This is a genomic window from Citrobacter tructae, from assembly GCF_004684345.1.
Classification (GTDB): domain Bacteria; phylum Pseudomonadota; class Gammaproteobacteria; order Enterobacterales; family Enterobacteriaceae; genus Citrobacter; species Citrobacter tructae.
On record NZ_CP038469.1, the window covers coordinates 3831785 to 3856713 of the forward strand.

Genomic DNA, 24929 nt, shown 5'->3' on the forward strand with positions numbered 1-24929 from the left:
TGGAGTAGTACGATGGCGAAACTGCATGATTACTACAAAGACGAAGTAGTCGCTAAACTCATGACTGAGTTTAACTACAATTCTGTCATGCAAGTCCCTCGGGTCGAGAAGATCACCCTGAACATGGGTGTTGGTGAAGCGATCGCTGACAAGAAACTGCTGGATAACGCAGCAGCTGATCTGACAGCAATCTCCGGTCAAAAACCGTTGATCACCAAAGCACGCAAATCAGTTGCAGGCTTCAAAATCCGTCAGGGCTATCCGATCGGCTGTAAAGTAACTCTGCGTGGCGAACGCATGTGGGAGTTCTTTGAGCGCCTGATCACTATTGCTGTTCCACGTATCCGTGACTTCCGTGGCTTGTCCGCTAAGTCTTTCGACGGTCGTGGTAACTACAGCATGGGTGTCCGTGAGCAGATCATCTTCCCAGAAATCGACTACGATAAAGTCGACCGCGTGCGTGGTTTGGATATTACCATTACCACTACTGCGAAATCTGATGAAGAAGGCCGTGCTCTGCTGGCTGCCTTTGACTTCCCGTTCCGCAAGTAAGGTAGGGTTACTGAATGGCTAAGCAATCAATGAAAGCACGCGAAGTTAAGCGCGTAGCTTTAGCTGATAAGTACTTCGCAAAACGCGCTGAACTGAAAGCTATTATCTCTGATGTGAACGCGACCGACGAAGATCGTTGGAACGCAGTTCTGAAGCTGCAGTCTCTGCCGCGTGATTCCAGCCCGTCTCGTCAGCGTAACCGCTGCCGTCAAACAGGTCGTCCGCATGGCTATGTGGGCAAGTTCGGGTTGAGCCGTATCAAGTTACGTGAAGCCGCTATGCGCGGTGAAGTACCAGGCTTGAAAAAGGCTAGCTGGTAATTACCAATTGAATCACGGGAGTAAAGACAGATGAGCATGCAAGATCCGATCGCGGATATGCTGACCCGTATCCGTAACGGTCAGGCCGCGAATAAAGCTGCGGTCACCATGCCTTCCTCCAAGCTGAAAGTGGCAATTGCCAACGTGCTGAAGGAAGAAGGTTTTATTGAAGATTTTAAAGTTGAAGGCGACACCAAGCCGGAACTGGAACTTACTCTTAAGTATTTCCAGGGTAAAGCTGTTGTAGAAAGCATTCAGCGTGTCAGTCGCCCAGGTCTGCGTATTTATAAGCGCAAAGACGAGCTGCCAAAAGTTATGGCTGGCATGGGTATCGCAGTTGTTTCTACCTCTAAAGGTGTTATGACTGATCGTGCAGCGCGCCAAGCTGGTCTTGGTGGCGAAATTATCTGCTACGTAGCCTAATCGGAGGAAAAAATGTCTCGTGTTGCTAAAGCACCGGTCGTTATTCCTGCCGGCGTTGATGTAAAAATCAACGGTCAGGTTATTACGATCAAAGGTAAGAACGGCGAGCTGACTCGTACTCTCAACGATGCTGTTGAAGTTAATCATGCAGATAATGCACTGACCTTCGGTCCACGTGATGGTTACGTAGATGGTTGGGCACAGGCTGGTACCGCGCGTGCCCTGCTGAACTCAATGGTTGTCGGTGTTACCGAAGGCTTCACTAAGAAGCTGCAGCTGGTTGGTGTAGGTTACCGCGCAGCGGTCAAAGGGAATGTAGTAAACCTGGCTTTAGGTTTCTCTCATCCAGTTGATCATGAGCTGCCGGCAGGTATTACTGCAGAATGTCCGACTCAGACTGAAATCGTGCTGAAAGGCGCTGATAAACAGCTGATCGGTCAGGTTGCAGCAGATCTGCGCGCCTACCGTCGTCCTGAGCCTTATAAAGGCAAGGGTGTTCGTTACGCCGACGAAGTCGTGCGTACCAAAGAGGCTAAGAAGAAGTAAGGTAACACTATGGATAAGAAATCTGCTCGTATCCGTCGTGCGACCCGCGCACGCCGCAAGCTCCAGGAGCTGGGTGCAACTCGCCTGGTGGTACATCGTACCCCGCGTCATATTTACGCACAGGTAATTGCACCGAACGGTTCTGAAGTTCTGGTAGCTGCTTCTACTGTAGAAAAAGCTATCGCTGAACAATTGAAGTACACCGGTAACAAAGACGCTGCTGCAGCTGTAGGTAAAGCTGTTGCTGAACGCGCTCTGGAAAAAGGCATCAAAGATGTATCCTTTGACCGTTCCGGGTTCCAATATCATGGTCGTGTCCAGGCACTGGCAGATGCTGCCCGTGAAGCTGGCCTTCAGTTCTAAGGTAGAGGTGTAAGATGGCTCACATCGAAAAACAAGCTGGCGAACTGCAGGAAAAGCTGATCGCGGTTAACCGCGTATCTAAAACCGTAAAAGGTGGTCGTATTTTCTCCTTCACAGCTCTGACTGTAGTTGGCGATGGTAACGGTCGCGTAGGTTTTGGTTACGGTAAAGCGCGTGAAGTTCCAGCAGCGATCCAGAAAGCGATGGAAAAAGCCCGTCGCAATATGATTAACGTCGCGCTGAACCACGGCACCCTGCAGCACCCGGTTAAGGGTACTCACACGGGTTCTCGTGTCTTCATGCAGCCGGCTTCCGAAGGTACCGGTATCATCGCCGGTGGTGCAATGCGCGCCGTTCTGGAAGTCGCTGGAGTTCGTAACGTTCTGGCTAAAGCGTATGGTTCCACCAACCCGATTAACGTGGTTCGTGCAACTATCGATGGTTTGGAAAATATGAAATCTCCGGAAATGGTCGCTGCCAAGCGTGGTAAATCCGTTGAAGAAATTCTGGGGAAATAAACCATGGCAAAGACTATTAAAATTACTCAAACCCGCAGTGCAATCGGTCGTCTGCCGAAACACAAGGCAACGCTGCTTGGCCTGGGTCTGCGTCGTATTGGTCACACCGTAGAACGCGAGGATACTCCTGCTGTTCGTGGTATGGTCAACGCGGTTTCCTTCATGGTTAAAGTTGAGGAGTAAGAGATGCGTTTAAATACTCTGTCTCCGGCCGAAGGCTCTAAAAAAGCGGCTCGCCGCCTGGGTCGTGGTATCGGTTCTGGCCTCGGTAAAACCGGTGGTCGTGGTCACAAAGGTCAGAAGTCTCGTTCTGGCGGTGGCGTACGTCGCGGTTTCGAAGGTGGTCAGATGCCTCTGTACCGTCGTCTGCCGAAATTCGGCTTCACTTCACGTAAATCAGCGATCACAGCCGAAGTTCGTCTGTCTGACCTGGCTAAAGTTGAAGGCGGTGTTGTAGACCTGAATACGCTGAAAGCAGCAAACATTATCGGTATCCAGATCGAGTTCGCGAAAGTGATCCTGGCTGGTGAAGTCACTACTCCGGTAACTGTTCGTGGCCTGCGTGTTACTAAAGGCGCTCGTGCTGCTATCGAAGCTGCTGGCGGTAAAATCGAGGAATAAGTAGCAGATGGCTAAACAACCGGGATTAGATTTTCAAAGTGCCAAAGGTGGCTTAGGCGAGCTGAAACGCAGACTGCTGTTTGTTATCGGCGCGCTGATTGTGTTCCGTATTGGCTCTTTCATTCCGATCCCTGGTATTGATGCCGCTGTACTTGCCAAACTGCTTGAGCAACAGCGAGGCACCATCATTGAAATGTTTAACATGTTCTCTGGTGGTGCTCTCAGCCGTGCTTCTATCTTTGCTCTGGGGATCATGCCGTATATTTCGGCGTCGATCATTATCCAGCTGCTGACGGTGGTTCATCCAACGCTGGCGGAAATTAAGAAAGAAGGGGAGTCTGGTCGTCGTAAGATCAGCCAGTACACCCGCTACGGTACTCTGGTGCTGGCAATATTCCAGTCGATCGGTATTGCTACCGGTCTACCGAATATGCCTGGTATGCAAGGCCTGGTAATGAATCCAGGTTTTGCATTCTATTTCACCGCTGTTGTAAGTCTGGTCACAGGGACTATGTTCCTGATGTGGTTGGGTGAACAGATTACTGAACGTGGTATCGGCAACGGTATCTCAATCATTATCTTCGCCGGTATTGTCGCGGGACTCCCGCCAGCCATTGCCCATACTATCGAGCAAGCGCGTCAAGGCGACCTGCACTTCCTCGTGTTGCTGTTGGTTGCAGTATTAGTATTTGCAGTGACGTTCTTTGTTGTATTTGTTGAGCGTGGTCAACGCCGCATTGTGGTAAACTACGCGAAACGTCAGCAAGGTCGTCGTGTCTATGCTGCACAGAGCACACATTTACCGCTGAAAGTGAATATGGCCGGGGTTATCCCAGCAATTTTCGCTTCCAGTATTATTCTGTTCCCGGCGACCATCGCGTCATGGTTCGGGGGCGGTACTGGTTGGAACTGGCTGACAACAATTTCGCTGTATTTGCAGCCTGGGCAACCGCTTTATGTGTTACTCTATGCGTCTGCAATCATCTTCTTCTGTTTCTTTTACACGGCGTTGGTTTTCAACCCGCGTGAAACAGCAGATAACCTGAAGAAGTCCGGTGCATTTGTACCAGGAATTCGTCCGGGAGAGCAAACGGCGAAGTATATCGATAAAGTAATGACCCGCCTGACTCTGGTTGGTGCGCTTTACATTACCTTTATCTGCCTGATCCCGGAGTTCATGCGTGATGCAATGAAAGTACCGTTCTACTTCGGTGGGACCTCACTGCTTATCGTTGTTGTCGTGATTATGGACTTTATGGCTCAAGTGCAAACTCTGATGATGTCAAGTCAGTATGAGTCTGCATTGAAGAAGGCGAATCTGAAAGGCTATGGCCGTTAACAGTCGCCCGAGAAGTTACGGAGAGTAAAAATGAAAGTTCGTGCTTCCGTCAAGAAATTATGCCGTAACTGCAAAATCGTTAAGCGTGATGGTGTCATCCGTGTGATTTGCAGTGCCGAGCCAAAGCATAAACAGCGCCAAGGCTGATTTATTCGCATATTTTTCTTGCAAAGTTGGGTTGAGCTGGCTAGATTAGCCAGCCAATCTTTTGTATGTCTGTGCGTTTCCATTTGAGTATCCTGAAAACGGGCTTTTCAGCATGGTGCGTACATATTAAATAGTAGGAGTGCATAGTGGCCCGTATAGCAGGCATTAACATTCCTGATCAGAAACATGCTGTGATCGCATTAACTTCGATCTACGGCGTCGGCAAGACCCGTTCTAAGGCCATTCTGGCTGCAGCGGGTATCGCTGAAGATGTTAAGATCAGTGAGCTGTCTGAAGAACAAATCGACACGCTGCGTGACGAAGTTGCCAAATTTGTCGTTGAAGGTGATCTGCGCCGTGAAGTTAGCATGAGCATCAAGCGCCTTATGGACCTTGGTTGCTATCGCGGTTTGCGTCATCGTCGTGGTCTCCCGGTTCGCGGTCAGCGTACCAAGACCAACGCACGTACCCGTAAGGGTCCGCGCAAACCGATCAAGAAATAATCGGGGTGATTGAATAATGGCAAAGGCACCAATTCGTGCACGTAAACGTGTAAGAAAACAAGTCTCTGACGGCGTGGCTCATATCCATGCTTCTTTTAACAACACCATCGTTACCATTACTGATCGTCAGGGTAACGCACTGGGTTGGGCAACAGCCGGTGGTTCCGGTTTCCGTGGTTCTCGCAAATCCACTCCGTTTGCAGCTCAGGTTGCAGCAGAGCGTTGCGCTGAAGCCGTAAAAGAATACGGTATCAAGAATCTGGAAGTTATGGTCAAAGGACCGGGTCCAGGTCGCGAATCTACTGTTCGTGCTCTGAACGCCGCTGGTTTCCGCATCACTAATATTACTGATGTGACTCCGATCCCTCATAACGGTTGTCGTCCGCCGAAAAAACGTCGCGTATAACGCTGTCGTTTCTAGGATTGTTGGAGAAAGAAAATGGCAAGATATTTGGGTCCTAAGCTCAAGCTGAGCCGTCGTGAGGGCACTGACTTATTCCTTAAGTCTGGCGTTCGCGCGATCGATACCAAGTGTAAAATTGAACAAGCTCCTGGCCAGCACGGTGCGCGTAAACCGCGTCTGTCTGACTATGGTGTGCAGTTGCGTGAAAAGCAAAAAGTTCGCCGTATCTACGGTGTGCTGGAGCGTCAGTTCCGTAACTACTACAAAGAAGCAGCTCGTCTGAAAGGCAACACCGGTGAAAACCTGTTGGGTCTGCTGGAAGGTCGTCTGGACAACGTTGTATACCGTATGGGCTTCGGTGCCACTCGTGCAGAAGCACGTCAGCTGGTCAGCCATAAAGCAATTATGGTAAACGGTCGTGTTGTTAACATCGCTTCTTATCAGGTTAGTCCGAATGACGTTGTTAGCATTCGTGAGAAAGCGAAGAAGCAGTCTCGCGTGAAAGCCGCTCTGGAGCTGGCTGAGCAGCGTGAAAAGCCAACCTGGCTGGAAGTTGATGCTGGCAAGATGGAAGGTACGTTCAAGCGTAAGCCGGAGCGTTCTGATCTGTCTGCGGACATTAACGAACACCTGATCGTCGAGCTTTACTCCAAGTAAAGCTTAGTACCAAAGAGAGGACACAATGCAGGGTTCTGTGACAGAGTTTCTAAAACCGCGCCTGGTAGATATCGAGCAACTGAGTTCGACGCACGCCAAGGTGACCCTTGAGCCTTTAGAGCGTGGCTTTGGCCATACTTTGGGTAACGCACTGCGCCGTATTCTGCTCTCATCGATGCCGGGTTGTGCGGTGACCGAGGTTGAGATTGATGGTGTACTACATGAGTACAGCACCAAAGAAGGCGTTCAGGAAGATATCCTGGAAATCCTGCTCAACCTGAAAGGGCTGGCGGTGAGAGTTCAGGGTAAAGATGATGTTATTCTTACCTTGAATAAATCTGGCATTGGCCCTGTGACTGCAGCCGATATCACCCATGATGGTGATGTCGAAATCGTCAAGCCGCAGCACGTGATCTGCCACCTGACCGATGAGAACGCATCTATTAGTATGCGTATCAAAGTTCAGCGCGGTCGTGGTTATGTGCCGGCTTCTACCCGAATTCATTCGGAAGAAGATGAGCGCCCAATCGGTCGTCTGCTGGTCGACGCATGCTATAGCCCTGTAGAGCGTATTGCCTACAATGTTGAAGCAGCGCGTGTAGAACAGCGTACTGACCTGGATAAGCTGGTCATCGAAATGGAAACCAACGGCACAATCGATCCTGAAGAGGCGATTCGTCGTGCGGCGACCATTCTGGCTGAACAACTGGAAGCTTTCGTTGATTTACGTGATGTACGTCAGCCGGAAGTAAAAGAAGAGAAACCAGAATTCGATCCGATCCTGCTGCGCCCTGTTGACGATCTGGAATTGACTGTCCGCTCTGCTAACTGCCTCAAAGCAGAAGCTATCCACTATATCGGTGATCTGGTACAGCGTACTGAGGTTGAGCTTCTTAAGACGCCTAACCTTGGTAAAAAATCTCTTACTGAGATTAAAGACGTGCTGGCTTCCCGTGGACTGTCTCTGGGCATGCGCCTGGAAAACTGGCCACCGGCAAGCATCGCTGACGAGTAACCGGATCACAGGTTAAGGTTTTACTGAGAAGGATAAGGTCATGCGCCATCGTAAGAGTGGTCGTCAACTGAACCGCAACAGCAGCCATCGCCAGGCTATGTTCCGCAATATGGCAGGTTCACTGGTTCGTCATGAGATCATCAAGACGACCCTGCCTAAAGCGAAAGAGCTGCGCCGCGTAGTTGAGCCGCTGATTACTCTTGCCAAGACTGATAGCGTAGCTAATCGTCGTCTGGCATTCGCCCGTACTCGTGATAACGAGATCGTGGCAAAACTGTTTAACGAGCTGGGCCCGCGTTTCGCGAGCCGCGCCGGTGGTTACACTCGCATTCTGAAGTGTGGCTTCCGTGCAGGCGACAACGCGCCGATGGCATACATCGAGCTGGTTGATCGCTCTGAATCGAAAGCAGAAGCTGCTGCAGAGTAATCTGTAGTAACGTAAAAAAACCCGCCCCGGCGGGTTTTTTTATATCCGCAGTATTCCCACCTATCTGCATGAGCAGTGCTCTTTTTGTTCATCCCCTGGAGTATTATATGTGGTTACTGGACCAGTGGGCGGAGCGTCATATTCATGATGCACAGGCCAAAGGCGAGTTTGATGATTTATCGGGTACAGGTGAGCCTCTTCTCCTGGATGATGATTCTCATATTGCACCTGAATTGCGAGTCGGGTACAGACTCTTAAAAATTTCGGGCTGCCTTCCTCCAGAACTTGAGCAGCGTAGAGAAGCGATCCGGCTGCTTGATGTCCTTGCGGGAATTCGTAAAGATGACCCTCGATATGAGGAGGTAAGCCGACATCTTTCGCTTCTTGAACTTAAACTTCGACAGGCTGGACTTGGCACCGAGTTTTTACATGGAAACTATGCAGACAAACTATTGCATAAGATTAGTCATGATTAGCGGAGGCACTATGTATCGTATTGGCGAATTAGCAAAACTGGCGGATGTCACGCCGGATACCATCCGCTACTATGAAAAGCAGCAGATGATGGAACATGTGGTACGTACTGAAGGTGGATTCCGGCTTTATACCGAAAGCGATCTCCAGCGTCTTAAATTTATTCGTTATGCCCGACAGTTGGGGTTTACGCTTGAGTCGATCCGCGAGTTACTCTCGATCCGTATCGATCCTGAGCATCATACCTGTCAGGAATCAAAGGGGATCGTTCAGGAAAGATTAAAAGAGGTCGAAGCCCGAATTGCTGAACTTCAAGCGATGCAGCGTTCGCTACAGCGATTGAACGATGCGTGCTGTGGGATGGCGCATAGCAGCGTGTACTGTTCTATTCTGGAAGCGCTTGAGCAAGGTGCTAGCGGAACGAAATCAGGCTGTTGATTTATTGAACGCACAGGTCTACACTCGCGGCGTAAATTATCACACACTGGAGAGATTATGAGTCGTTATCAGCATACGAAAGGGCAGATAAAGGACAACGCTATTGAGGCACTTCTGCATGACCCACTATTCAGACAGCGCGTTGAGAAAAATAAGAAAGGGAAAGGAAGTTATCAACGTAGAGGCAATCGGGGTAACTGGGAGGCCAGTGGCAAGAAAGTGAATCACTTTTTTACCACTGGCCTTCTTGTTTCAGCGAACGCTTAGGAACGGTTGTTCTGTTCTTTCAGCAGGTCACGAATTTCACTCAGCAACACTTCTTCTTTTGATGGGGCTGGCGGTGCTGCAGGCTCTTCAGCCTTTTTACGATTCAGTCGGTTGATTAGCTTGATTGCCATAAAGATAGCAAAGGCAACAATAATGAAATCAAAAACATTCTGAATAAACACGCCGTAATGCATAACGACCGCCGGGATATCTCCCTGGGCATCGCGTAACGTTAAAGCAAACTGTTTAAAATCAATTCCACCAATTAACAATCCCAATGGTGGCATAATGATGTCGGCAACCAGTGACGAAACAATCTTACCGAATGCCGCACCAATAATGACACCCACTGCCAAATCTACAACATTCCCGCGCATCGCGAATTCGCGAAACTCTTTAATAATGCTCATTTTATTCTCCCTATGCAGCTGACGTTTATAAGTTTAACAAATGTTTAAGCAATTTCCATTTATGTATTGCGGAAAGAAAAATTTATTAAACCATGTAAATTCAAGGGAAATAAAAAGGGCGCTGTATTCGCGCCCAAATTATTACAGGAAGAAAGGACTAGGCTGGAATAATCGCTCGACGTCGGTAATAAACTTTTTATCAGTCAGGAACATAATAACGTGATCGCCCTGCTCAATACGCAAGTTATCATTAGCGATCATGACGTCGTTACCCCGCACAACGGCGCCAATAATCGTTCCCGGCGGGAGCTTAATCTCGTCAATTGCGCGGCCCACAACTCGGGATGTTGTTTCATCTCCGTGCGCGACGGCTTCAATGGCTTCTGCGACACCACGACGCAATGAAGAAACGCCGACAATATCTGCTTTGCGTACGTGACTGAGTAGTGCAGAGATAGTTGCCTGCTGTGGTGAAATGGCAATATCAATCACACTGCCCTGCACCAGATCGACATAAGCCTTACGTTGAATTAGCACCATCACTTTCTTGGCGCCCATACGTTTAGCCAGCATTGCCGACATGATGTTAGCTTCGTCATCGTTGGTGACGGCGATAAACAGATCAACTTGATCGATATGTTCTTCTGCCAGCAATTCTTGATCCGAAGCATCACCAAAAAAGACGATCGTATTTTGCAATTTTTCAGCAAGCTCTGAAGCACGCTGTTGATCGCGCTCGATCAACTTGACGCTATAATCTTTTTCCAGACGGCGAGCCAGCCCGGCACCGATATTACCGCCACCGACGAGCATGATGCGCTTGTAGGGCTTTTCAAGGCGCTGCAGTTCACTCATCACGGCGCGAATATGCTGTGAGGCCGCAATAAAGAAAACTTCGTCACCGGCTTCCACAATGGTTGAACCCTGTGGGCGAATAGGCCTGTCATGGCGGAAAATTGCCGCAACGCGAGTATCGATATGCGGCATATGCTCGCGCATAGTAGATAGTGCGTTACCGATCAGGGGGCCGCCATAATAGGCTTTAACCACTGCGAGGCTAACTTTACCTTCGGCAAAATTAACGACCTGCAGCGCACCTGGATATTCAATTAGCCGGTAGATGCTGTCGATAACCAGTTGCTCTGGCGCAATGAGGTGATCGATGGGCACCGCATCAGAGTGGAAGAGCTTATCGGCATCGCGTACATAATCAGGTGAACGAATACGTGCGATACGATTAGGTGTATTGAAGAGCGAATAAGCGACCTGGCAAGCAACCATATTGGTCTCATCAGAGCTGGTCACGGCGACCAGCATATCGGCATCGTCGGCACCGGCTTCTCGCAGTACGCGAGGATGAGAGCCATGCCCCTGCACAACGCGGAGGTCGAACTTGTCCTGCAGACTGCGCAGGCGCTCACCATTGGTATCGACTACCGTGATATCGTTGTTCTCTCCGACCAGGTTCTCAGCTAACGTACCGCCAACTTGACCTGCGCCCAGAATGATAATTTTCATCAGTCGCGACCCATTATCTCATCACTTTTTGATTAGCTTAGCGTAAAAGAAGCCATCACCTTCTTCTGCACCCGGTAAATTCTGGTGGCCTGGCTGCTCAGGCGTGCCGGTTTCGTTTAGTACCGCATCCGGCGTACGCGCCAGGAAGGTGGCAATTTGCTGTTGGTTCTCTTCAGGCAAGATAGAACAGGTTGCATAAACCAGTGTGCCGCCCGGCTTCAAATGTGCCCAAGTTGCATTCAGGATCTCTGCCTGCAGTTGTGCAAGCTCGGCGATATCCCGGTCGCGACGCAGCCATTTAATATCCGGATGGCGACGAATAACTCCAGTGGCCGAGCAAGGTGCATCCAGCAGAATGCGATCGAATTGCTGTTCGCCGCACCATTGTTGCGGATAACGACCATCGCCCTGCTTGACGGTGGCCTTCATGCCCAAACGCTTCAGGTTGTCGTAGACGCGAGACAGGCGTTTTTCGTCTACGTCGACCGCCATCACGTTAGCATTCGGGGCTACTTCCAGAATATGTGTCGTTTTTCCACCCGGTGCTGCACATAAATCGAGAATCTGCTCATCATTTTTCGGCTGCAGGTAGCCCACGCAGCCCTGAGCGGAAGCATCCTGGACGGTTACCCATCCCTGCTCGAAGCCGGGTAGAGCCAGAACTGACGTTGGGGTTTCCAGACGCACGGCATCCGGGTAATCCGGGTGTGGGAAACCGGTAAGACCGCTTTCAGCCAGCAGGTTTAGCCAGGCGTCGCGCGAGTGGTGGTTACGGTTAACGCGCAACCACATTGGCGGACGCTGGTTATTAGCCTCAAGAATGGCTTCCCACTGCTGTGGGTAGGCATTCTTAATGCGGTTAACTAACCAGGATGGATGTAAGAAGCGCAGTTCGCTTTGGGCAAATTCGGTTAGCAGTTCTTCCTGACGGCGCTGAAACTGGCGTAGTACGCCGTTAATCAGACCTTTCAGCTGCGGGCGCTTGATAACGACCGCACCTTCCACTGTCTCAGCCAGTGCAGCGTGAGGTGGGATGCGGGTATGCAGCAATTGGTAGAAACCGACCATGATCAGGTAGTGGACCGTACGCTGTTTGCCCGTCATCGGGCGCTCCATCAGCTGTTTGATCATCCACTCAAGTTGGGAAAGCGTGCGCAATACGCCGAAGCAAAGCTCCTGTAGTAGCGCCTTGTCTTTATCGGCGACTTTCTGCTGCATGGCAGGCAGCACGTTGCTTAACGACTGTCCTTTTTCGACAACCTGTTCGACGGCCTGAGCCGCCATACTGCGTAAATTTAAATGTTTTTTCATAACCGCAAAAATAAAAATGCCCGGAAACACCGGGCTTTAAGAGATGAACCGTCAGAGCAGACGGTTTCCAGGAATAAACCATTCCCGGCGTGAATTCAACAGGTCCTGCACGCTCATGGCTTTTTTACCGGCTGGCTGCAACGATATGAGATTCAGGATGCCGTTACCTGTTGCAACCTGAATACCCTGGCGAGTTGCCTCCAGGATCGTCCCAGGCTCGGCACCTGCAGGTTTATCAATCACCGTAGCTTGCCAGATTTTGACCGGCTGTTCATCGATGACGATGTAGCTCATCGGCCATGGATTAAAGGCACGGATACAGCGCTCCAACTGAGCGGCGCTAAGTGTCCAGTCCACACGGGCTTCTTCTTTACTCAACTTCTCGGCATAGCTCACCAGAGATTCGTCCTGGACTTCAGGCTTCGCGGTGCCTGTTGCCAGCAGGTGCAGCGTGTGCAGCAGACCCTGCGGACCGAGCTCGGCTAGCTTGCTGTAAAGGCTGGCGCTGGTATCTTCTGCTGTGATTGGGCAGGAGAGCTTGTGCAGCATATCGCCGGTATCCAGACCGACATCCATCTGCATGATGGTCACGCCGGTTTCGGTATCGCCAGCCCACAGTGAGCGTTGAATAGGTGCCGCGCCACGCCAGCGTGGAAGCAGCGAACCATGAACGTTAATGCATCCCAGACGTGGCATGTCCAGCACGGCTTTTGGCAGAATCAGACCATATGCCACTACTACCATTACATCTGCGTGCAGGTCAGCAACCAGTTGCTGGTTATCTTGGGGACGGAGAGAGACAGGCTGAAAAACCGGTAACCCTTTTTCTTCCGCCAGCATTTTTACCGGGCTGGGCATCAGCTTTTTACCGCGTCCCGCAGGGCGATCCGGTTGGGTAAACACGCCGACGATGTTATGTCCAGAAGTTAACAGCGCGTCGAGATGACGCGCTGCAAAGTCAGGTGTACCCGCAAAAATAATACGTAGTGAGTCTGACACGTTGATTCTTATCCTTAAGGTCGGGCGTTCAGGCGGTCGAGTTTTTCAACTTTCTGACGAATGCGTTGTTGCTTCAATGGCGACAGATAATCAATAAACAGTTTACCGACCAGGTGATCCATTTCGTGTTGGATGCAGATAGCTAACAGGCCATCGGCTTCCAGTTCAAAGGGCTTACCCTCACGATCGAGCGCGCGAATTTTTACTCTTTCAGCCCGCGGCACTAATGCACGCTGTTCGGGAATAGACAGGCAACCTTCTTCAATGCCGGTTTCACCGTCTTTCTCCAGTAGCTCCGGGTTGATTAACACCAGACGCTCATCGCGGTTTTCAGAGACATCAATAACAATGATGCGCTGATGAATATCGACCTGCGTTGCCGCCAGACCAATACCTTCTTCGGCGTACATCGTCTCGAACATATCATCGACGATACGCTGAATTTCTGCATTCACTTCTTCAACCGGTTTTGCGATTTTGCGAAGACGCTCGTCCGGGATATGTAACACTTGCAAAACTGACATAGTTATCCAGAGTTGTGTTCAGGAGTTGGAAAGATTATTACCTCTATTCTAGACAAAACCCCCTCTGATTGACAGCATCAGTGACCAATCGCAAGGATTGCTAAGACTGCTTGTGGCAGGGGAATAGGGATGACCCATACCGAGATTTGGTTACGTTTAGCACGGGTAAGTGAACTGTACGGTGATGAAATGGTGCGCCTTGCGCATTGGCTTATTGCTCAACCGTATATTGATAATGTGACACTGCAGTATGCCGGATTATCTTCTCGCCAGATCGTGCGTTTTTTAAGCTTTTCTGAAATTGAACTGGAAAAAACGCTGCGCTGGCTGGAGTTACCACATCACCATGTCGTTTTTGCCGACAGCGCACGTTACCCGGCGCAACTTCGCGCCACGGAGGATTACCCTGGACTTCTCTTTGTTGTTGGCGATCCCGACTGTTTACACTCTTTTCAGATTGCTGTTGTGGGAAGCCGGCAACATTCCTGGTATGGAGAACGCTGGGGGCGATTATTTTGTGAGAAGCTTGCCGCTTGCGGAGTGACAATCACCAGCGGACTGGCGCGGGGGATTGATGGTGTCGCACACAATGCGGCGGTAAATATGAATAGAACAAGTATTGCCGTGTTGGGGAATGGCCTGGAAACCATTCATCCACGACGGCACGTGCGTCTTGCCGAACGTCTGATCGAGGCTGGAGGTGCGCTGGTGTCTGAGTTCCCTTTGGATATGCTCCCTTTACCCCGCAATTTTCCGCGACGAAATCGAATTATTAGTGGTCTAAGTAAAGGAGTCTTGGTTATTGAAGCCGCTCAGCGTAGCGGTTCGCTAGTGACTGCTCGTTGTGCACTAGAGCAAGGGCGGGACGTTTTTGCTTTACCTGGGCCGCTAGGGAACCCTGGTTGTGAGGGGCCGCATTGGCTTATTAAGCAAGGAGCAATATTGGTAACGGCTCCAGAGGAGATTCTGCAAAATTTGCAATACGGGTTACATTGGTTGCCAGATGAGCCTGAAAATTCAATTTATTCACTAGATCACGAAGAGGTGGCATTGCCATTTCCTGAGCTCCTGGCTAACGTAGGAGATGAGGTAACACCTGTTGACGTCGTCGCTGAACGTGCCGGCCAACCTGTGCCAGAGGTAGTGGCTCAGCTACTCGAACTGGAGTTAGCAGGATGGATCGCAGCTGTACCCGGCGGCTATGTCCGATTGAGGAGGGCAAGCCATGTTCGACGTACTAATGTATTTGTTTGAGACATATATCCATAACGAAGCGGAGCTGCGTGTGGATCAGGACAAACTGGAGCGGGATCTTACCGACGCTGGTTTTGATCGTGAAGACATCTACAACGCGTTACTGTGGCTGGAAAAACTTGCTGATTATCAGGACGGCCTTGCCGAACCCATGCAGTTAGCATCTGATCCTCTGTCTATTCGTATTTATACGGCGGAAGAGTGCGATCGCCTGGATGCGAGCTGTCGGGGGTTCCTGCTATTCCTGGAGCAGATCCAGGTGCTAAACCTCGAAACGCGAGAAATGGTTATTGAACGTGTACTCGCGCTGGATACAGCAGAATTCGATCTGGAAGACCTGAAGTGGGTGATCCTGATGGTTTTATTTAACATTCCCGGTTGTGAAAATGCGTATCAGCAAATGGAAGAATTACTCTTTGAAGTGAATGAAGGTATGCTGCACTAATCGATCTTCATTCAGTATGAGTTGTTATGGCTAAATCAGCACTGTTTACGGTGCGTAAAAACGAGCCCTGCCCACAATGCGGGGCTGAACTGGTTATTCGCTCCGGGAAGCATGGCCCGTTTCTCGGCTGTTCACTGTATCCGGAATGTGACTATGTCCGTCCGCTAAAATCTTCTGCGGACGGACATATTGTCAAAGTTCTGGAGGGTAAGCTCTGTCCTGCGTGTGGTGCTGAACTGGTGCTGAGGCAGGGAAGATTCGGTATGTTTATTGGTTGTAGCGATTATCCTGCATGTGGCCATACCGAACTTATCGACAAGCCTGATGAAACGGCAATTGTTTGTCCCCAATGCCAGGCGGGCCATCTGGTCCAGCGGCGTTCTCGTTATGGCAAAACTTTTTACTCCTGCGATCGCTATCCGGAGTGCCAGTTTGTCATTAACTTCAAACCTCTGGCTGGTGAGTGTCCTGAGTGTCACTATCCGCTTCTCATCGAAAAGAAAACCGCACAGGGTGTGAAACACTTTTGTGCCAGTAAACAATGTGGAAAGCCGATTTCGGCGGAATAAAAAGTGAATAATAACCGGCCCACAGATCCCATCGCTGCTGCGATAGCGGTTCTGAAACAAGAAAATGTCATCGCCTACCCAACTGAAGCGGTTTTTGGCGTCGGGTGCGACCCAGACAGCGAAACGGCGGTAACGCGCCTGTTGGAACTAAAACAGCGCCCAATTGATAAAGGCTTAATTCTGATTGCGGCGAATTTTGACCAGCTCAAGCCGTATATCGATGACAGTGTGCTCACCGATGCTCAACGTGAAGCTGTTTTCGCACGCTGGCCGGGGCCTGTTACCTTCGTTTTCCCGGCATCTGCAACTACGCCGCGTTGGTTGACCGGTCGTTTTGATTCGCTTGCCGTGCGCGTCACGGACCACCCGCTGGTGGTTGAGTTGTGCCAGGCTTATGGCAAACCGTTGGTTTCTACCAGTGCTAATTTGAGTGGTTTACCTCCTTGCAGGACGGTAGAAGAAGTACGCGCGCAGTTTGGCGCAGACTTCCCCGTTGTTGAAGGCGATACCGGGGGGCGTTTAAATCCTTCGGAAATCCGTGATGCCTTAACGGGTGAACAATTTCGACAGGGGTAATATGAAAGAAGCTTACGCTGTTTTTGGCAATCCAATCTCGCATAGCAAATCGCCTTTCATTCATCAGCAATTTGCTCAGCAGCTGAATATTGATCACACCTATGGGCGGGTACTGGCACCTATCAATAATTTTGTGAATACGCTGAACACCTTCTTTGCCGAGGGGGGAAAGGGGGCCAATATTACCGTTCCCTTCAAAGAAGAGGCGTTTGCGCGGGCCGACGAATTAACAGAGCGGGCATCGCTTGCCGGAGCGGTCAATACTCTTAAACGTTTGGAGGATGGACGTTTACTGGGGGATAATACCGATGGAATCGGGTTATTAAGCGATCTGGAGCGTTTGGCTTTCATTAGCCCCGGAGCACGTATTTTGCTTATTGGGGCTGGCGGTGCGTCCCGCGGGGTATTGCTACCTCTCCTTTCAATGGACTGTGCAGTGACCATCGTAAACCGTACCGCCTCGCGCGCAGAAGAACTGGCTCAGATCTTCTCCCATACCGGTAGCGTACAGGCCGTGGGGTTGGATGAGCTTGAGAACAACACCTTCGATCTCATTATTAATGCGACCTCCAGTGGCATTAGCGGGGATATTCCGGCTATTCCCGCATCGCTGATCAACAGCTCTATTTATTGCTACGACATGTTTTATCAGAAAGGAAGTACGCCGTTTTTATCTTGGTGTGCGTTACAGGGAGCAAAACATTGTGCTGATGGGTTGGGAATGCTGGTGGGGCAAGCGGCGCATGCCGTTCTACTCTGGCATGGCGTACTGCCGAAGACTGAACCTGTCATTAAACAGCTGCAACAGGAGTTGTCTGCATGAACCAGGCGATTCAGTTTCCCGATCGAGAAGAATGGAAAGCTGATATAGATGCTGTCGTTTTTCCGGCGATGGTTCAGGGTATGCAGCTAGCATGTGCCATCAATGGTGAAGTGCTGGCGCGTCGTTTTGGCGGCGACACGCCTGAGCAGTGGTTGGAAATTTTTCGGGAACATCGTTGGGATCTGGAAGAAGAAGCAGAAGCATTGATCCAAGCCCAACAGGAAGACGCTTACGGTTGGGTCTGGTTATCTTGACTTAAATATTCGTCTTTCCATTTCACATAGTTGTTAGCTGAGTACCGCAGGCCCGCTTTTTCTTCATCGCTGAGTGGGCGGATTTGTTTAACTGGACTGCCCAGGTACAGATACCCGCTCTCCAGACGTTTGTTTTGCGGAACTAAACTTCCCGCACCAATCATCACGTCATCTTCTACTACGACGCCGTCCAGCAGAATTGAGCCCATGCCGACCAAAACCCGGTTGCCAATGATGCAGCCGTGCAGCATGACTTTATGACCAACCGTAACATCCTCACCCACGATCAGTGGATTACCCTGCGGATTAGATGTGGATTTATGCGTGACATGTAGAACACTGCCGTCCTGAATGTTTGTACGAGCGCCGATTTGTACATAGTTCACGTCGCCACGAATCGCAACCAGGGGCCAAATCCCGACATTATCAGCCAGGCGAACATCACCAATGACGACGCTGCTGGCATCGATCATCACGTATTTCCCGATCTGCGGGAAAAGATCCTTATAAGGACGTAGTACGTCAGACATGTTTACCTCAAAGAAAATAGAGCAGTAATGAAGACTTTGGTTGGATTATCGAGACTGTGCAAGTGATTTAGCTATCAAAAATCAGCCATATTGTGCAGGAATGTAGCGAAAGGGGTAAAAAACAGTCACTCAGTAAAAAAGATCTAAAAAACACTTGTGCTAAAAAATGGGATCCCTATAATGCGCCTCCATCGACACGGCGGATGTGAATCACTTCACACCAACTAGCCGGTTCGGTTGAAGAGAAAAACCTGAAAATGAGGGTTGACTCTGAAAGAGGAAAGCGTAATATACGCCACCTCGCGACAGAGCGCTAAAGCGCGTCGCAACTGCTCTTTAACAATTTATCAGACAATCTGTGTGGGCACTCGAAGATACGGATTCTTAACGTCGCAAGACGAAAAATGAATACCAAGTCTCTGAGTGAACATACGTAATTCATTACGAAGTTTAATTCACGAGCATCAAACTTAAATTGAAGAGTTTGATCATGGCTCAGATTGAACGCTGGCGGCAGGCCTAACACATGCAAGTCGAACGGTAGCACAGAGAGCTTGCTCTCGGGTGACGAGTGGCGGACGGGTGAGTAATGTCTGGGAAACTGCCCGATGGAGGGGGATAACTACTGGAAACGGTAGCTAATACCGCATAACGTCGCAAGACCAAAGAGGGGGACCTTCGGGCCTCTTGCCATCGGATGTGCCCAGATGGGATTAGCTAGTAGGTGGGGTAACGGCTCACCTAGGCGACGATCCCTAGCTGGTCTGAGAGGATGACCAGCCACACTGGAACTGAGACACGGTCCAGACTCCTACGGGAGGCAGCAGTGGGGAATATTGCACAATGGGCGCAAGCCTGATGCAGCCATGCCGCGTGTATGAAGAAGGCCTTCGGGTTGTAAAGTACTTTCAGCGAGGAGGAAGGTGTTGTGGTTAATAACCACAGCAATTGACGTTACTCGCAGAAGAAGCACCGGCTAACTCCGTGCCAGCAGCCGCGGTAATACGGAGGGTGCAAGCGTTAATCGGAATTACTGGGCGTAAAGCGCACGCAGGCGGTCTGTCAAGTCGGATGTGAAATCCCCGGGCTCAACCTGGGAACTGCATCCGAAACTGGCAGGCTAGAGTCTTGTAGAGGGGGGTAGAATTCCAGGTGTAGCGGTGAAATGCGTAGAGATCTGGAGGAATACCGGTGGCGAAGGCGGCCCCCTGGACAAAGACTGACGCTCAGGTGCGAAAGCGTGGGGAGCAAACAGGATTAGATACCCTGGTAGTCCACGCCGTAAACGATGTCGACTTGGAGGTTGTTCCCTTGAGGAGTGGCTTCCGGAGCTAACGCGTTAAGTCGACCGCCTGGGGAGTACGGCCGCAAGGTTAAAACTCAAATGAATTGACGGGGGCCCGCACAAGCGGTGGAGCATGTGGTTTAATTCGATGCAACGCGAAGAACCTTACCTACTCTTGACATCCACGGAACTTTTCAGAGATGAATTGGTGCCTTCGGGAACCGTGAGACAGGTGCTGCATGGCTGTCGTCAGCTCGTGTTGTGAAATGTTGGGTTAAGTCCCGCAACGAGCGCAACCCTTATCCTTTGTTGCCAGCGGTTCGGCCGGGAACTCAAAGGAGACTGCCAGTGATAAACTGGAGGAAGGTGGGGATGACGTCAAGTCATCATGGCCCTTACGAGTAGGGCTACACACGTGCTACAATGGCATATACAAAGAGAAGCGACCTCGCGAGAGCAAGCGGACCTCATAAAGTATGTCGTAGTCCGGATTGGAGTCTGCAACTCGACTCCATGAAGTCGGAATCGCTAGTAATCGTAGATCAGAATGCTACGGTGAATACGTTCCCGGGCCTTGTACACACCGCCCGTCACACCATGGGAGTGGGTTGCAAAAGAAGTAGGTAGCTTAACCTTCGGGAGGGCGCTTACCACTTTGTGATTCATGACTGGGGTGAAGTCGTAACAAGGTAACCGTAGGGGAACCTGCGGTTGGATCACCTCCTTACCTTAAAGAAACGTTCTTTGTAGTGCTCACACAGATTGTCTGATGAAAAATTAGCAGTAAAAATCTCTGCAGGCTTGTAGCTCAGGTGGTTAGAGCGCACCCCTGATAAGGGTGAGGTCGGTGGTTCAAGTCCACTCAGGCCTACCAAAATCCTTTCATAAAGGATGAGCGGTACAGAGAACAGTTTTACGATGGGGTTATAGCTCAGCTGGGAGAGCGCCTGCCTTGCACGCAGGAGGTCTGCGGTTCGATCCCGCATAGCTCCACCATCCTTTACTGCAAAAACACAAGAAAACTTCAGAGTGTACCTGAAAAGGTTCACTGCGAAGTTTTGCTCTTTAAAAATCTGGATCAAGCTGAAAATTGAAACGATACACTGTGTCTGTTCTCCGTAATAAGAACAGATAAGCGGTGTGTTCGAGTCTCTCAAATTTTCGCAAGTCGAAATGTTTTACGAAACATCTTCGGGTTGTGAGGTTAAGCGACTAAGCGTACACGGTGGATGCCCTGGCAGTCAGAGGCGATGAAGGACGTGCTAATCTGCGATAAGCGTCGGTAAGGTGATATGAACCGTTATAGCCGGCGATTTCCGAATGGGGAAACCCAGTGCAATTCGTTGCACTATCGTTAAGTAAATACATAGCTTAACGAAGCGAACCGGGGGAACTGAAACATCTAAGTACCCCGAGGAAAAGAAATCAACCGAGATTCCCCCAGTAGCGGCGAGCGAACGGGGAGCAGCCCAGAGTCTGAATCAGCATATGTGGTAGTGGAACGGTCTGGAAAGTCCGACGGTACAGGGTGATAGTCCCGTACACAAAATCACACATGCTGTGAACTCGAAGAGTAGGGCGGGACACGTGGTATCCTGTCTGAATATGGGGGGACCATCCTCCAAGGCTAAATACTCCTGACTGACCGATAGTGAACCAGTACCGTGAGGGAAAGGCGAAAAGAACCCCGGCGAGGGGAGTGAAAAAGAACCTGAAACCGTGTACGTACAAGCAGTGGGAGCCTTGATTTATCAGGGTGACTGCGTACCTTTTGTATAATGGGTCAGCGACTTATATTCTGTAGCAAGGTTAACCGTATAGGGGAGCCGAAGGGAAACCGAGTCTTAACTGGGCGTTAAGTTGCAGGGTATAGACCCGAAACCCGGTGATCTAGCCATGGGCAGGTTGAAGGTTGGGTAACACTAACTGGAGGACCGAACCGACTAATGTTGAAAAATTAGCGGATGACTTGTGGCTGGGGGTGAAAGGCCAATCAAACCGGGAGATAGCTGGTTCTCCCCGAAAGCTATTTAGGTAGCGCCTCGTGAACTCATCTTCGGGGGTAGAGCACTGTTTCGGCTAGGGGGTCATCCCGACTTACCAACCCGATGCAAACTACGAATACCGAAGAATGTTATCACGGGAGACACACGGCGGGTGCTAACGTCCGTCGTGAAGAGGGAAACAACCCAGACCGCCAGCTAAGGTCCCAAAGTCACAGTTAAGTGGGAAACGATGTGGGAAGGCACAGACAGCCAGGATGTTGGCTTAGAAGCAGCCATCATTTAAAGAAAGCGTAATAGCTCACTGGTCGAGTCGGCCTGCGCGGAAGATGTAACGGGGCTAAACTGTGCACCGAAGCTGCGGCAGCGACACTATGTGTTGTTGGGTAGGGGAGCGTTCTGTAAGCCGTTGAAGGTGGCCTGTGAGGGTTGCTGGAGGTATCAGAAGTGCGAATGCTGACATAAGTAACGATAATGCGGGTGAAAAACCCGCACGCCGGAAGACCAAGGGTTCCTGTCCAACGTTAATCGGGGCAGGGTGAGTCGACCCCTAAGGCGAGGCCGAAAGGCGTAGTCGATGGGAAACAGGTTAATATTCCTGTACTTGGTGTTACTGCGAAGGGGGGACGGAGAAGGCTATGTTAGCCGGGCGACGGTTGTCCCGGTTTAAGCATGTAGGCGGAGAGTTTAGGTAAATCCGGACTCTTATTAAACGCTGAGGTGTGATGACGAGGCACTACGGTGCTGAAGTAACAAATGCCCTGCTTCCAGGAAAAGCCTCTAAGCATCAGGTAACACAAAATCGTACCCCAAACCGACACAGGTGGTCAGGTAGAGAATACCAAGGCGCTTGAGAGAACTCGGGTGAAGGAACTAGGCAAAATGGTGCCGTAACTTCGGGAGAAGGCACGCTGATACCAGGTGAAGCGACTTGCTCGTGGAGCTGAAATCAGTCGAAGATACCAGCTGGCTGCAACTGTTTATTAAAAACACAGCACTGTGCAAACACGAAAGTGGACGTATACGGTGTGACGCCTGCCCGGTGCCGGAAGGTTAATTGATGGGGTTATCCGTAAGGAGAAGCTCTTGATCGAAGCCCCGGTAAACGGCGGCCGTAACTATAACGGTCCTAAGGTAGCGAAATTCCTTGTCGGGTAAGTTCCGACCTGCACGAATGGCGTAATGATGGCCAGGCTGTCTCCACCCGAGACTCAGTGAAATTGAACTCGCTGTGAAGATGCAGTGTACCCGCGGCAAGACGGAAAGACCCCGTGAACCTTTACTATAGCTTGACACTGAACACTGGTCCTTGATGTGTAGGATAGGTGGGAGGCTTTGAAGTGTGGACGCCAGTCTGCATGGAGCCAACCTTGAAATACCACCCTTTAATGGCTGGTGTTCTAACGTAGACCCGTGATCCGGGTTGCGGACAGTGTCTGGTGGGTAGTTTGACTGGGGCGGTCTCCTCCTAAAGAGTAACGGAGGAGCACGAAGGTTAGCTAATCCTGGTCGGACATCAGGAGGTTAGTGCAAAGGCATAAGCTAGCTTGACTGCGAGAGTGACGGCTCGAGCAGGTGCGAAAGCAGGTCTTAGTGATCCGGTGGTTCTGAATGGAAGGGCCATCGCTCAACGGATAAAAGGTACTCCGGGGATAACAGGCTGATACCGCCCAAGAGTTCATATCGACGGCGGTGTTTGGCACCTCGATGTCGGCTCATCACATCCTGGGGCTGAAGTAGGTCCCAAGGGTATGGCTGTTCGCCATTTAAAGTGGTACGCGAGCTGGGTTTAGAACGTCGTGAGACAGTTCGGTCCCTATCTGCCGTGGGCGCTGGAGAATTGAGGGGGGCTGCTCCTAGTACGAGAGGACCGGAGTGGACGCATCACTGGTGTTCGGGTTGTCATGCCAATGGCATTGCCCGGTAGCTAAATGCGGAAAAGATAAGTGCTGAAAGCATCTAAGCACGAAACTTGCCCCGAGATGAGTTCTCCCTGACTCCTTGAGAGTCCTGAAGGAACGTTGAAGACTACGACGTTGATAGGTCGGGTGTGTAAGTGTAGCGATACATTGAGCTAACCGATACTAATGAACCGTGAGGCTTAACCTTACAACGCCAAAGGTGTTTTGGTGAAGAGACACGATTTTCAGCCTGATACAGATAACATCAGAACGCAAAAGCGGTCTGATAGACAGAATTTGCCTGGCGGCTGTAGCGCGGTGGTCCCACCTGACCCCATGCCGAACTCAGAAGTGAAACGCCGTAGCGCCGATGGTAGTGTGGGGTCTCCCCATGCGAGAGTAGGGAACTGCCAGGCATCAAATTTAGTGTGCTGATATGGCTCAGTTGGTAGAGCGCACCCTTGGTAAGGGTGAGGTCCCCAGTTCGACTCTGGGTATCAGCACCAGTTTTTAGGTTAAAGTTCGGCGCATAGAAAAGAATTTGTCTGGCGGCTGTAGCGCGGTGGTCCCACCTGACCCCATGCCGAACTCAGAAGTGAAACGCCGTAGCGCCGATGGTAGTGTGGGGTCTCCCCATGCGAGAGTAGGGAACTGCCAGACATCAAATAAGTGAAAAGGCCATCCGAAAGGATGGCCTTTTTACGTTCATGTGTATCAAAAAATGGCCGGACATTTATCCGGCCAACGACTTTAATGTATTACCTGCGACAAAAACGCACGTGTACGTTCAGATCGTGGATTGGCAAAAAACTCATCCGGAGGTGCCTGTTCCACTATTTCGCCAAGATCCATAAAGATCACTCTGTCCGCGACTGTACGGGCAAAGCCCATTTCATGTGTAACACACAGCATCGTCATTCCTGACTGCGCGAGACCAATCATGGTATCCAATACTTCTTTTACCATTTCAGGATCCAGCGCGGAGGTGGGTTCATCAAACAACATGATTTTGGGTTTCATGCACAGTGAGCGGGCAATAGCCACACGCTGCTGCTGTCCTCCGGAAATTTGTCCCGGGAATTTATGTGCATGTTCAGCAATACGAACCCGTTCAAGGTAGTGCATTGCCAGCACTTCAGCCTCTTTCCTTGGCATCTTGTGGACCCAAATAGGGGCCAATGTACAGTTTTGCAGGACCGTCAAATGAGGAAAGAGATTAAAGTGTTGAAAGACCATGCCGACTTCTTGCCTGACGCGCTCAATGTTGCGAATATCTTCATTGAGTTCAATCCCATCCACCACAATGCGTCCTTGCTGATGCTCTTCCAGATGATTAATACAGCGGATGGTTGTCGATTTACCAGAGCCGGAAGGCCCGCATAATACTATTCGCTCTCCTTGCTTTACCTTCAGGTTAATATTCTTAAGAACATGAAATTGCCCATACCACTTGTTGACGTTTTCCAGCGTAATCATCGCGTCGGTAGACGGCATTAATAATTGGCTCATAAATT

At 50.5% G+C, this 24929-nt stretch carries 31 protein-coding genes, 3 tRNA genes and 4 rRNA genes; 31 read left to right on the top strand and 7 right to left on the bottom strand.

Translation table 11 applies throughout. The annotated features are described in order from the left end of the window. Positions 1-12 precede the first annotated feature (12 nt). From rplE to E4Z61_RS19085, 18 genes are all read left to right on the top strand, one after another. The gene (gene rplE / locus E4Z61_RS19000) at positions 13-552 is read left to right on the top strand and encodes a 50S ribosomal protein L5 (protein ID WP_003031123.1); all 540 of its coding nucleotides are present in this window, start codon (positions 13-15) and stop codon (positions 550-552) included. A 14-nt stretch (positions 553-566) separates the two neighbouring features. Then, the gene (gene rpsN / locus E4Z61_RS19005) at positions 567-872 is read left to right on the top strand and encodes a 30S ribosomal protein S14 (protein WP_003031125.1); all 306 of its coding nucleotides are present in this window, start codon (positions 567-569) and stop codon (positions 870-872) included. A 30-nt stretch (positions 873-902) separates the two neighbouring features. Further along, positions 903-1295: a 30S ribosomal protein S8 gene (rpsH, locus tag E4Z61_RS19010; protein WP_003031127.1), complete on the top strand. Its 393-nt coding sequence runs from the start codon at positions 903-905 to the stop codon at positions 1293-1295. Positions 1296-1307: 12 nt separating this feature from the next. After that, positions 1308-1841, top strand: coding sequence for a 50S ribosomal protein L6 (rplF, locus tag E4Z61_RS19015; protein ID WP_135324096.1), 534 nt, complete (start codon positions 1308-1310; stop codon positions 1839-1841). A gap of 9 nt (positions 1842-1850) precedes the next feature. Beyond that, positions 1851-2204, top strand: coding sequence for a 50S ribosomal protein L18 (gene rplR / locus E4Z61_RS19020; protein WP_000358960.1), 354 nt, complete (start codon positions 1851-1853; stop codon positions 2202-2204). Between the two features lie 14 nt (positions 2205-2218). Then, on the top strand, positions 2219-2722 hold the full coding sequence (gene rpsE / locus E4Z61_RS19025; RefSeq protein ID WP_003031131.1) for a 30S ribosomal protein S5: 504 nt from the start codon (positions 2219-2221) through the stop codon (positions 2720-2722). A gap of 3 nt (positions 2723-2725) precedes the next feature. Then, a complete protein-coding gene (gene rpmD, locus E4Z61_RS19030; RefSeq protein WP_001140434.1) occupies positions 2726-2905 on the top strand; it encodes a 50S ribosomal protein L30 in 180 nt (59 codons plus the stop codon). Between the two features lie 3 nt (positions 2906-2908). Then, positions 2909-3343, top strand: coding sequence for a 50S ribosomal protein L15 (gene rplO, locus E4Z61_RS19035; RefSeq protein WP_096759320.1), 435 nt, complete (start codon positions 2909-2911; stop codon positions 3341-3343). A 7-nt stretch (positions 3344-3350) separates the two neighbouring features. Further along, a complete protein-coding gene (gene secY, locus E4Z61_RS19040; protein ID WP_001118864.1) occupies positions 3351-4682 on the top strand; it encodes a preprotein translocase subunit SecY in 1332 nt (443 codons plus the stop codon). Positions 4683-4712: 30 nt separating this feature from the next. Beyond that, positions 4713-4829 (top strand): 50S ribosomal protein L36, encoded by a 117-nt coding sequence (gene rpmJ / locus E4Z61_RS19045; RefSeq protein ID WP_000868187.1) that lies wholly within the window; start codon positions 4713-4715, stop codon positions 4827-4829. 146 nt (positions 4830-4975) lie between these two features. Then, positions 4976-5332, top strand: coding sequence for a 30S ribosomal protein S13 (gene rpsM / locus E4Z61_RS19050; RefSeq protein ID WP_003031135.1), 357 nt, complete (start codon positions 4976-4978; stop codon positions 5330-5332). A 16-nt stretch (positions 5333-5348) separates the two neighbouring features. Continuing rightward, positions 5349-5738, top strand: a complete 390-nt coding sequence (gene rpsK / locus E4Z61_RS19055; RefSeq protein WP_003031137.1) for a 30S ribosomal protein S11 — start codon at positions 5349-5351, stop codon at positions 5736-5738. A 33-nt stretch (positions 5739-5771) separates the two neighbouring features. After that, on the top strand, positions 5772-6392 hold the full coding sequence (gene rpsD / locus E4Z61_RS19060; RefSeq protein ID WP_003031138.1) for a 30S ribosomal protein S4: 621 nt from the start codon (positions 5772-5774) through the stop codon (positions 6390-6392). Between the two features lie 25 nt (positions 6393-6417). Further along, positions 6418-7407: a DNA-directed RNA polymerase subunit alpha gene (locus E4Z61_RS19065; protein WP_096755434.1), complete on the top strand. Its 990-nt coding sequence runs from the start codon at positions 6418-6420 to the stop codon at positions 7405-7407. Positions 7408-7447: 40 nt separating this feature from the next. Next, entirely contained in the window at positions 7448-7834 is a 387-nt protein-coding gene (gene rplQ, locus E4Z61_RS19070; protein ID WP_001216372.1) for a 50S ribosomal protein L17, read from the top strand. Between the two features lie 107 nt (positions 7835-7941). Next, on the top strand, positions 7942-8310 hold the full coding sequence (locus E4Z61_RS19075; protein ID WP_135324097.1) for a DnaJ family domain-containing protein: 369 nt from the start codon (positions 7942-7944) through the stop codon (positions 8308-8310). A 10-nt stretch (positions 8311-8320) separates the two neighbouring features. Continuing rightward, positions 8321-8746 carry a Zn(2+)-responsive transcriptional regulator gene (gene zntR / locus E4Z61_RS19080; RefSeq protein ID WP_135324098.1) on the top strand — a complete coding sequence of 142 codons (426 nt, stop codon included), beginning with the start codon at positions 8321-8323 and terminating at the stop codon, positions 8744-8746. A gap of 57 nt (positions 8747-8803) precedes the next feature. After that, positions 8804-9013: an alternative ribosome-rescue factor A gene (locus E4Z61_RS19085; protein ID WP_135324099.1), complete on the top strand. Its 210-nt coding sequence runs from the start codon at positions 8804-8806 to the stop codon at positions 9011-9013. Here E4Z61_RS19085 and mscL read toward each other — a convergent pair. The 5 genes from mscL to def all read right to left on the bottom strand — a co-directional run bounded on the left by mscL (position 9010) and on the right by def (position 13775). Next, complete coding sequence (gene mscL, locus E4Z61_RS19090) at positions 9010-9423, bottom strand: large-conductance mechanosensitive channel protein MscL (protein ID WP_135324100.1); 414 nt, start codon at positions 9421-9423, stop codon at positions 9010-9012. The genes E4Z61_RS19085 and mscL overlap by 4 nt on opposite strands. A gap of 141 nt (positions 9424-9564) precedes the next feature. Then, positions 9565-10941, bottom strand: coding sequence for a Trk system potassium transporter TrkA (gene trkA, locus E4Z61_RS19095; protein WP_135324101.1), 1377 nt, complete (start codon positions 10939-10941; stop codon positions 9565-9567). A 21-nt stretch (positions 10942-10962) separates the two neighbouring features. Beyond that, positions 10963-12252, bottom strand: a complete 1290-nt coding sequence (gene rsmB / locus E4Z61_RS19100) for a 16S rRNA (cytosine(967)-C(5))-methyltransferase RsmB (RefSeq protein ID WP_135324102.1) — start codon at positions 12250-12252, stop codon at positions 10963-10965. Positions 12253-12303: 51 nt separating this feature from the next. After that, complete coding sequence (gene fmt / locus E4Z61_RS19105; protein WP_135324103.1) at positions 12304-13251, bottom strand: methionyl-tRNA formyltransferase; 948 nt, start codon at positions 13249-13251, stop codon at positions 12304-12306. Positions 13252-13265: 14 nt separating this feature from the next. Then, positions 13266-13775: a peptide deformylase gene (gene def / locus E4Z61_RS19110; RefSeq protein WP_135324104.1), complete on the bottom strand. Its 510-nt coding sequence runs from the start codon at positions 13773-13775 to the stop codon at positions 13266-13268. Positions 13776-13904: 129 nt separating this feature from the next. Here def and dprA point away from each other — a divergent pair, with 129 nt between their 5' ends. From dprA to E4Z61_RS19140, 6 genes are read left to right on the top strand one after another with little or no spacing between them, the layout of a single operon-like run. Further along, on the top strand, positions 13905-15029 hold the full coding sequence (dprA, locus tag E4Z61_RS19115; protein WP_135324105.1) for a DNA-protecting protein DprA: 1125 nt from the start codon (positions 13905-13907) through the stop codon (positions 15027-15029). Continuing rightward, positions 15001-15474: a DUF494 family protein Smg gene (gene smg, locus E4Z61_RS19120; RefSeq protein WP_003031162.1), complete on the top strand. Its 474-nt coding sequence runs from the start codon at positions 15001-15003 to the stop codon at positions 15472-15474. Before dprA ends, smg begins: the two co-directional genes overlap by 29 nt. 26 nt (positions 15475-15500) lie before the next feature. Then, positions 15501-16043, top strand: coding sequence for a DNA topoisomerase family protein (locus E4Z61_RS19125; protein ID WP_135324106.1), 543 nt, complete (start codon positions 15501-15503; stop codon positions 16041-16043). A 3-nt stretch (positions 16044-16046) separates the two neighbouring features. Continuing rightward, positions 16047-16619: an L-threonylcarbamoyladenylate synthase type 1 TsaC gene (gene tsaC, locus E4Z61_RS19130; protein ID WP_135324107.1), complete on the top strand. Its 573-nt coding sequence runs from the start codon at positions 16047-16049 to the stop codon at positions 16617-16619. Between the two features lies 1 nt (position 16620). Continuing rightward, a complete protein-coding gene (gene aroE, locus E4Z61_RS19135) occupies positions 16621-17442 on the top strand; it encodes a shikimate dehydrogenase (protein WP_135324108.1) in 822 nt (273 codons plus the stop codon). Next, positions 17439-17696: a DUF1488 family protein gene (locus tag E4Z61_RS19140; protein ID WP_135324109.1), complete on the top strand. Its 258-nt coding sequence runs from the start codon at positions 17439-17441 to the stop codon at positions 17694-17696. The genes aroE and E4Z61_RS19140 overlap by 4 nt, the downstream gene beginning before the upstream one ends. Here the strand turns inward: E4Z61_RS19140 and E4Z61_RS19145 are convergent. After that, the gene (locus tag E4Z61_RS19145; RefSeq protein ID WP_135324110.1) at positions 17672-18226 is read right to left on the bottom strand and encodes a gamma carbonic anhydrase family protein; all 555 of its coding nucleotides are present in this window, start codon (positions 18224-18226) and stop codon (positions 17672-17674) included. The two genes, E4Z61_RS19140 and E4Z61_RS19145, sit on opposite strands and share 25 nt — an antisense overlap. Before the next feature lie 472 nt (positions 18227-18698). Between E4Z61_RS19145 and E4Z61_RS19155 the strand changes: the two genes are divergently transcribed. The 7 genes from E4Z61_RS19155 (at position 18699) to rrf (E4Z61_RS19185) (ending at position 24075) form a co-directional block, all read left to right on the top strand. Continuing rightward, positions 18699-20238, top strand: a 16S ribosomal RNA gene (locus E4Z61_RS19155). A gap of 70 nt (positions 20239-20308) precedes the next feature. Continuing rightward, a tRNA-Ile gene (locus tag E4Z61_RS19160) sits at positions 20309-20385 on the top strand. 46 nt (positions 20386-20431) lie between these two features. Continuing rightward, positions 20432-20507: transfer RNA gene (locus E4Z61_RS19165), tRNA-Ala, on the top strand. A gap of 206 nt (positions 20508-20713) precedes the next feature. Further along, a 23S ribosomal RNA gene (locus E4Z61_RS19170) occupies positions 20714-23623 on the top strand. 92 nt (positions 23624-23715) lie between these two features. Next, a 5S ribosomal RNA gene (gene rrf, locus E4Z61_RS19175) occupies positions 23716-23831 on the top strand. Between the two features lie 14 nt (positions 23832-23845). Then, positions 23846-23921: transfer RNA gene (locus E4Z61_RS19180), tRNA-Thr, on the top strand. Positions 23922-23959: 38 nt separating this feature from the next. Beyond that, positions 23960-24075 (top strand): 5S ribosomal RNA (gene rrf / locus E4Z61_RS19185). Together the 16S, 23S and 5S rRNA genes with 3 tRNA genes alongside form the textbook arrangement of a ribosomal RNA operon. 90 nt (positions 24076-24165) lie before the next feature. On the opposite strand, the gene E4Z61_RS19190 is transcribed toward rrf (E4Z61_RS19185), so the two are convergent. Further along, on the bottom strand, positions 24166-24924 hold the full coding sequence (locus tag E4Z61_RS19190) for an amino acid ABC transporter ATP-binding protein (RefSeq protein ID WP_135324111.1): 759 nt from the start codon (positions 24922-24924) through the stop codon (positions 24166-24168). Positions 24925-24929: the final 5 nt, after the last annotated feature.

Coding starts and splice junctions, on each gene's coding strand:
- rplE (WP_003031123.1), top strand. CDS start 13: ATGGCGAAACTGCATGATTACTACAAAGACGAAGTAGTCGCTAAACTC.
- rpsN (WP_003031125.1), top strand. CDS start 567: ATGGCTAAGCAATCAATGAAAGCACGCGAAGTTAAGCGCGTAGCTTTA.
- rpsH (WP_003031127.1), top strand. CDS start 903: ATGAGCATGCAAGATCCGATCGCGGATATGCTGACCCGTATCCGTAAC.
- rplF (WP_135324096.1), top strand. CDS start 1,308: ATGTCTCGTGTTGCTAAAGCACCGGTCGTTATTCCTGCCGGCGTTGAT.
- rplR (WP_000358960.1), top strand. CDS start 1,851: ATGGATAAGAAATCTGCTCGTATCCGTCGTGCGACCCGCGCACGCCGC.
- rpsE (WP_003031131.1), top strand. CDS start 2,219: ATGGCTCACATCGAAAAACAAGCTGGCGAACTGCAGGAAAAGCTGATC.
- rpmD (WP_001140434.1), top strand. CDS start 2,726: ATGGCAAAGACTATTAAAATTACTCAAACCCGCAGTGCAATCGGTCGT.
- rplO (WP_096759320.1), top strand. CDS start 2,909: ATGCGTTTAAATACTCTGTCTCCGGCCGAAGGCTCTAAAAAAGCGGCT.
- secY (WP_001118864.1), top strand. CDS start 3,351: ATGGCTAAACAACCGGGATTAGATTTTCAAAGTGCCAAAGGTGGCTTA.
- rpmJ (WP_000868187.1), top strand. CDS start 4,713: ATGAAAGTTCGTGCTTCCGTCAAGAAATTATGCCGTAACTGCAAAATC.
- rpsK (WP_003031137.1), top strand. CDS start 5,349: ATGGCAAAGGCACCAATTCGTGCACGTAAACGTGTAAGAAAACAAGTC.
- rpsD (WP_003031138.1), top strand. CDS start 5,772: ATGGCAAGATATTTGGGTCCTAAGCTCAAGCTGAGCCGTCGTGAGGGC.
- E4Z61_RS19065 (WP_096755434.1), top strand. CDS start 6,418: ATGCAGGGTTCTGTGACAGAGTTTCTAAAACCGCGCCTGGTAGATATC.
- rplQ (WP_001216372.1), top strand. CDS start 7,448: ATGCGCCATCGTAAGAGTGGTCGTCAACTGAACCGCAACAGCAGCCAT.
- E4Z61_RS19075 (WP_135324097.1), top strand. CDS start 7,942: ATGTGGTTACTGGACCAGTGGGCGGAGCGTCATATTCATGATGCACAG.
- zntR (WP_135324098.1), top strand. CDS start 8,321: ATGTATCGTATTGGCGAATTAGCAAAACTGGCGGATGTCACGCCGGAT.
- E4Z61_RS19085 (WP_135324099.1), top strand. CDS start 8,804: ATGAGTCGTTATCAGCATACGAAAGGGCAGATAAAGGACAACGCTATT.
- mscL (WP_135324100.1), bottom strand. CDS start 9,423: ATGAGCATTATTAAAGAGTTTCGCGAATTCGCGATGCGCGGGAATGTT.
- trkA (WP_135324101.1), bottom strand. CDS start 10,941: ATGAAAATTATCATTCTGGGCGCAGGTCAAGTTGGCGGTACGTTAGCT.
- rsmB (WP_135324102.1), bottom strand. CDS start 12,252: ATGAAAAAACATTTAAATTTACGCAGTATGGCGGCTCAGGCCGTCGAA.
- def (WP_135324104.1), bottom strand. CDS start 13,775: ATGTCAGTTTTGCAAGTGTTACATATCCCGGACGAGCGTCTTCGCAAA.
- dprA (WP_135324105.1), top strand. CDS start 13,905: ATGACCCATACCGAGATTTGGTTACGTTTAGCACGGGTAAGTGAACTG.
- smg (WP_003031162.1), top strand. CDS start 15,001: ATGTTCGACGTACTAATGTATTTGTTTGAGACATATATCCATAACGAA.
- E4Z61_RS19125 (WP_135324106.1), top strand. CDS start 15,501: ATGGCTAAATCAGCACTGTTTACGGTGCGTAAAAACGAGCCCTGCCCA.
- aroE (WP_135324108.1), top strand. CDS start 16,621: ATGAAAGAAGCTTACGCTGTTTTTGGCAATCCAATCTCGCATAGCAAA.
- E4Z61_RS19140 (WP_135324109.1), top strand. CDS start 17,439: ATGAACCAGGCGATTCAGTTTCCCGATCGAGAAGAATGGAAAGCTGAT.
- E4Z61_RS19145 (WP_135324110.1), bottom strand. CDS start 18,226: ATGTCTGACGTACTACGTCCTTATAAGGATCTTTTCCCGCAGATCGGG.
- E4Z61_RS19190 (WP_135324111.1), bottom strand. CDS start 24,924: ATGAGCCAATTATTAATGCCGTCTACCGACGCGATGATTACGCTGGAA.